This is a genomic window from Streptomyces lushanensis (assembly GCF_001700515.1).
In the GTDB taxonomy this organism is placed as follows: domain Bacteria; phylum Actinomycetota; class Actinomycetes; order Streptomycetales; family Streptomycetaceae; genus Streptomyces; species Streptomyces lushanensis.
This window is the reverse complement of record NZ_MAUD01000624.1, coordinates 1-3,473: the sequence shown is the minus strand read 5'-3', so window position 1 is coordinate 3,473 and position 3,473 is coordinate 1. Positions and strand designations below refer to the sequence as shown.

General features: G+C 71.6%; 3 protein-coding genes. All 3 read left to right on the top strand.

All coding sequences use genetic code 11. The features are described 5' to 3' along the window. Positions 1–655 (top strand): ABC transporter permease (locus tag BFF77_RS31940; RefSeq protein ID WP_141698609.1); only part of this gene is annotated, 655 nt, incomplete at its 5' end. Then, positions 652–1,533 carry an ABC transporter permease gene (locus BFF77_RS31935; protein ID WP_066957037.1) on the top strand — a complete coding sequence of 294 codons (882 nt, stop codon included), beginning with the start codon at positions 652–654 and terminating at the stop codon, positions 1,531–1,533. The genes BFF77_RS31940 and BFF77_RS31935, both read left to right, overlap by 4 nt. A 123-nt stretch (positions 1,534–1,656) precedes the next feature. Beyond that, complete coding sequence (locus tag BFF77_RS31930; protein ID WP_066957034.1) at positions 1,657–3,414, top strand: CocE/NonD family hydrolase; 1,758 nt, start codon at positions 1,657–1,659, stop codon at positions 3,412–3,414. The last annotated feature ends 59 nt before the right edge of the window (positions 3,415–3,473 follow it).

The window sequence follows — 3,473 nt, the reverse complement described above, 5'->3', positions numbered from 1 at the left end:
GAGGAGAGCAGCGCGCTCGGCCGCGAGCCGTCCTGGACCATGTCGAGCAGCGCCGAGGCCGAGCGCGCTGCTCTCCTCGGGAAAGCTGCTGGTGATCGGGCTCGCCCTGGCGATCGTCGCCGGTGTCGGGTTCGGCCTGCTGCTCTCGCGGGCGCGGCTGCGGGCGAGTACGGACTGGCTGCTCTTCGCGCTCCAGTCGGTCCCGATCGTGGCGCTCGCCCCGCTGATCCTGTCGGCGTTCGGCTTCGGTCTGCCCGCCAAGACGCTGGTGGTCTTCCTGACGGCGGTGTTCCCGATCGTCGTGAACACCGCGGAGGGGGCGCACCGGGTGCCGGCGACGCTGCTGGAGGTCGCCCGTACCTTCCGCAGCAGTGAGTGGCGCATCTGGAAGGACGTGTTGCTGCCGCACACCGTGCCGTACGCCATGACCGGGGTACGGCAGGGGATCGCGATGGCGTTCGTGGGCACCCTCGCCGCGGAGTTCTTCCTCAACGCCAGCGGTGTCGGCGGACTGCTGCTCGCCGCCGGCACCCGGTTCGACACGGCCACGGTGCTCGGTCTGACCGTGCTGGTGTCGGTGCTGGCCGTCGCCCTGATGGGCTGCGGCCGGGCGGTCGAGCGGCACTTCGCACGGTGGCGGACGGTGAAGGCATGACGGCACATCAGGACACATCTGCATCCGCCCGTACCCCGGGGTCCGGTCCCCCGGACGAGCGGGAGGGACGCCCGGCGGGCGCCCCGAAGGGACGGCCGGGCCCCCGGGGCTCCCGGCTGAGCCCCCGTACGGCCGGCCTGCTCGGCAAACTGACCGTGGCCCTCGTGGTCGTCGTGGTCTGGGAGTCCTCGGTACGGCTGTGGCTGCCCTCCTACCTGCCCACACCGTCCGGTGTGGCCGGGACGTTCTGGCCGACGCTGACCTCCGAGGCGTTCGGCACCGCGCTCGGCGAGACGCTCGGCGGGGTGGCGCTCGGCCTGCTCGTCGGCTGCACCGCCGGTACGGCGCTCGGTCTGGGCCTGGGCCGGGTGCCATGGCTGCGGCACCTGTCCTCCCCGTACATCAGCGGTCTGTACGCGATGCCGATGCTGGCCGTCGTGCCGATGGCGACGATCTGGCTCGGCTACTCCGGGCAGACCCGGCTGGCCGTGATCGCCCTGTCGGCGTTCCTGCCCTGCGCGGTGAGCACCGGCGACGGCGCCCGTGAGATACCCGCCCAACTGGGCGAACTCTCCCAGGTGCTGAGGCTGTCGCGGTGGCGGGTGGTGCTCGACGTCCTGCTGCCCTCGACGCTGCCGTTCATCATCGCCGGGATCCAGGTGGCGGTGGGCCGGGCCCTGGTCGGCGCGGTGGCGGTGGAGTTCCTCGCGAGCCTGCCGGGTCTGGGCACCTACATCCTCAGCAACGCGCACTCGTTCGAACAGGACGCCGCGTTCGTCGCGGTCCTCGTCCTGGCCACGCTCGGCATCGTCGCGCGGGCCGGTACGGAGACGGCGCTGCGCCGACTGGCCCCCTGGCATCTGCACGTCAACCGCTGACCACCACCGACCGATCGTTGGAGTACCGATCGTCGGAGTACCGACCACTCGGTACCCGCCACTCGGCACCCACCACCGAGTACCGACCACTGAGTACCGACCAGTGAGGCAAGGAGCGAGGAAATGCCCGACGACGGCGGCCCGCGGCCGTTCCGTACGCAGCTCATCGACGGAATGCGCGTCGAGTGGGACGTACCCATCGAGATGGACGACGGGATCGTGCTGCGCGCGGACGTGTTCCGGCCGGTGACCGACGAGCCGGTGCCGGTGATCATGACCTACGGTCCGTACGCCAAGGGCCTGCCCTTCCAGCGCGGGTATCCCAGCGCGTGGGAGGCGATGGCCCGGGACCACCCCGACACGGTGGCGGGCACCTCGAACAAGTACCAGAACTGGGAGGTCGTCGACCCCGAGAAGTGGGTGCCGCACGGATACGCCTGTGTACGGGTCGACTCGCGCGGCACCGGCCGCTCGCCCGGCCGGGTGGACCCCTTCTCACCCCGGGAGACCCGTGACTTCCACGACTGCGTCGAGTGGGCGGGCACCCGGGAGTGGAGCAACGGGCGGGTGGGGCTCAACGGCATCTCGTACTACGCGATGAACCAGTGGCACGTCGCCTCCCTGCGCCCGCCGCACCTGGCCGCGATCTGCCCCTGGGAGGGCGCCGCGGACTTCTACCGGGACGGCGCGTACCAGGGCGGTGTCCGCTCCACCTTCTGGGACAACTGGTACGACATGCAGGTCAAGACGGTCCAGTACGGGGTCGGCGAGGTGGGCGGCCTCAATCCGAACACCGGTCAGCGGATCTGCGGCGACGATGTCCTCCCGCCGGAGGAGCTGGCCGCGAACCGTACCGACCTCGGCGCGGACATCAGGGCCCACGCCTTCGACGACGCGTACCACCGGGACCGCTCGGCGCACTGGGACGCGATCGACGTCCCCGTTCTGAGCTGCGGCAACTGGGGCGGTCAGGGGCTCCATCTGCGCGGCAACGTGGAGGGGTTCGTACGGGCGGCGTCCACCCGCAAGTGGCTGGAGATGCACGGCCACGCGCACTGGCCGCTCTTCTACACCGACTACGGCGTCGACCTCCAGATGCGCTTCTTCGACCGGTATCTGAAGGACGAGCGCAACGGCTGGGAGGACCGGCCGGCGGTGCAGCTCCAGATCCGGCACGTCGACGGGACCTTCACCGAACGCGGCGAGGACGCCTGGCCGCTGCCGTCGACGCGATGGACCCGCCTGTATCCGACCGCGGCCGGCGCGCTCGCGGACGAGGCGCCGGCCACCGGGGGGACGGCCGTGTTCGCGGCGGACGGCGACGGAGTGGAGTTCAGCACCCCGCCGCTGCCGGAGCGCACCGAGATCACCGGCCCGCTGGCGGCGAAGCTGTTCGTCTCGTCCACCACCACCGACGCCGATCTGTTCCTGGTCGTACGGGTCTACTCGCCCGGCGGCGAGGAGGTCGTCTTCCAGGGCGCGCTGGATCCGCACACCCCCATCGCCCAGGGCTGGCTGCGCGCCTCCCACCGCCGTCTCGACCCGGAGCTGTCGACCCCGTACCGCCCCTTCCACCCGCACGACCGCGCCGAGCCGCTGGTGCCGGGAGCCGTCCACGAACTGGACATCGAGATCCTCCCGACGTCCCTGGTCATCCCGGCGGGGTACCGCCTCGGCCTCCAGGTGCGCGGCCGGGACTATGTCCACCCGGGGCCCAGTGCCCGGCTCTCCAACCTCAAGAACGACCTCACGGGCTGCGGTCCCTTCCTGCACAACGACCCCGCCGACCGCCCGCCCCGCGTCACCGGCGCCGAGACCACCCTCCATCTGGGCGGGTCCCACGCGTCGTATCTCCTGCTCCCGGTGATCCCGGCGGCCTGAGAGACCGCTTCCCCGCCCGAGAGCCCGCTCCGCCGGGCGGGGAAGCGGTCTCTCAGGCC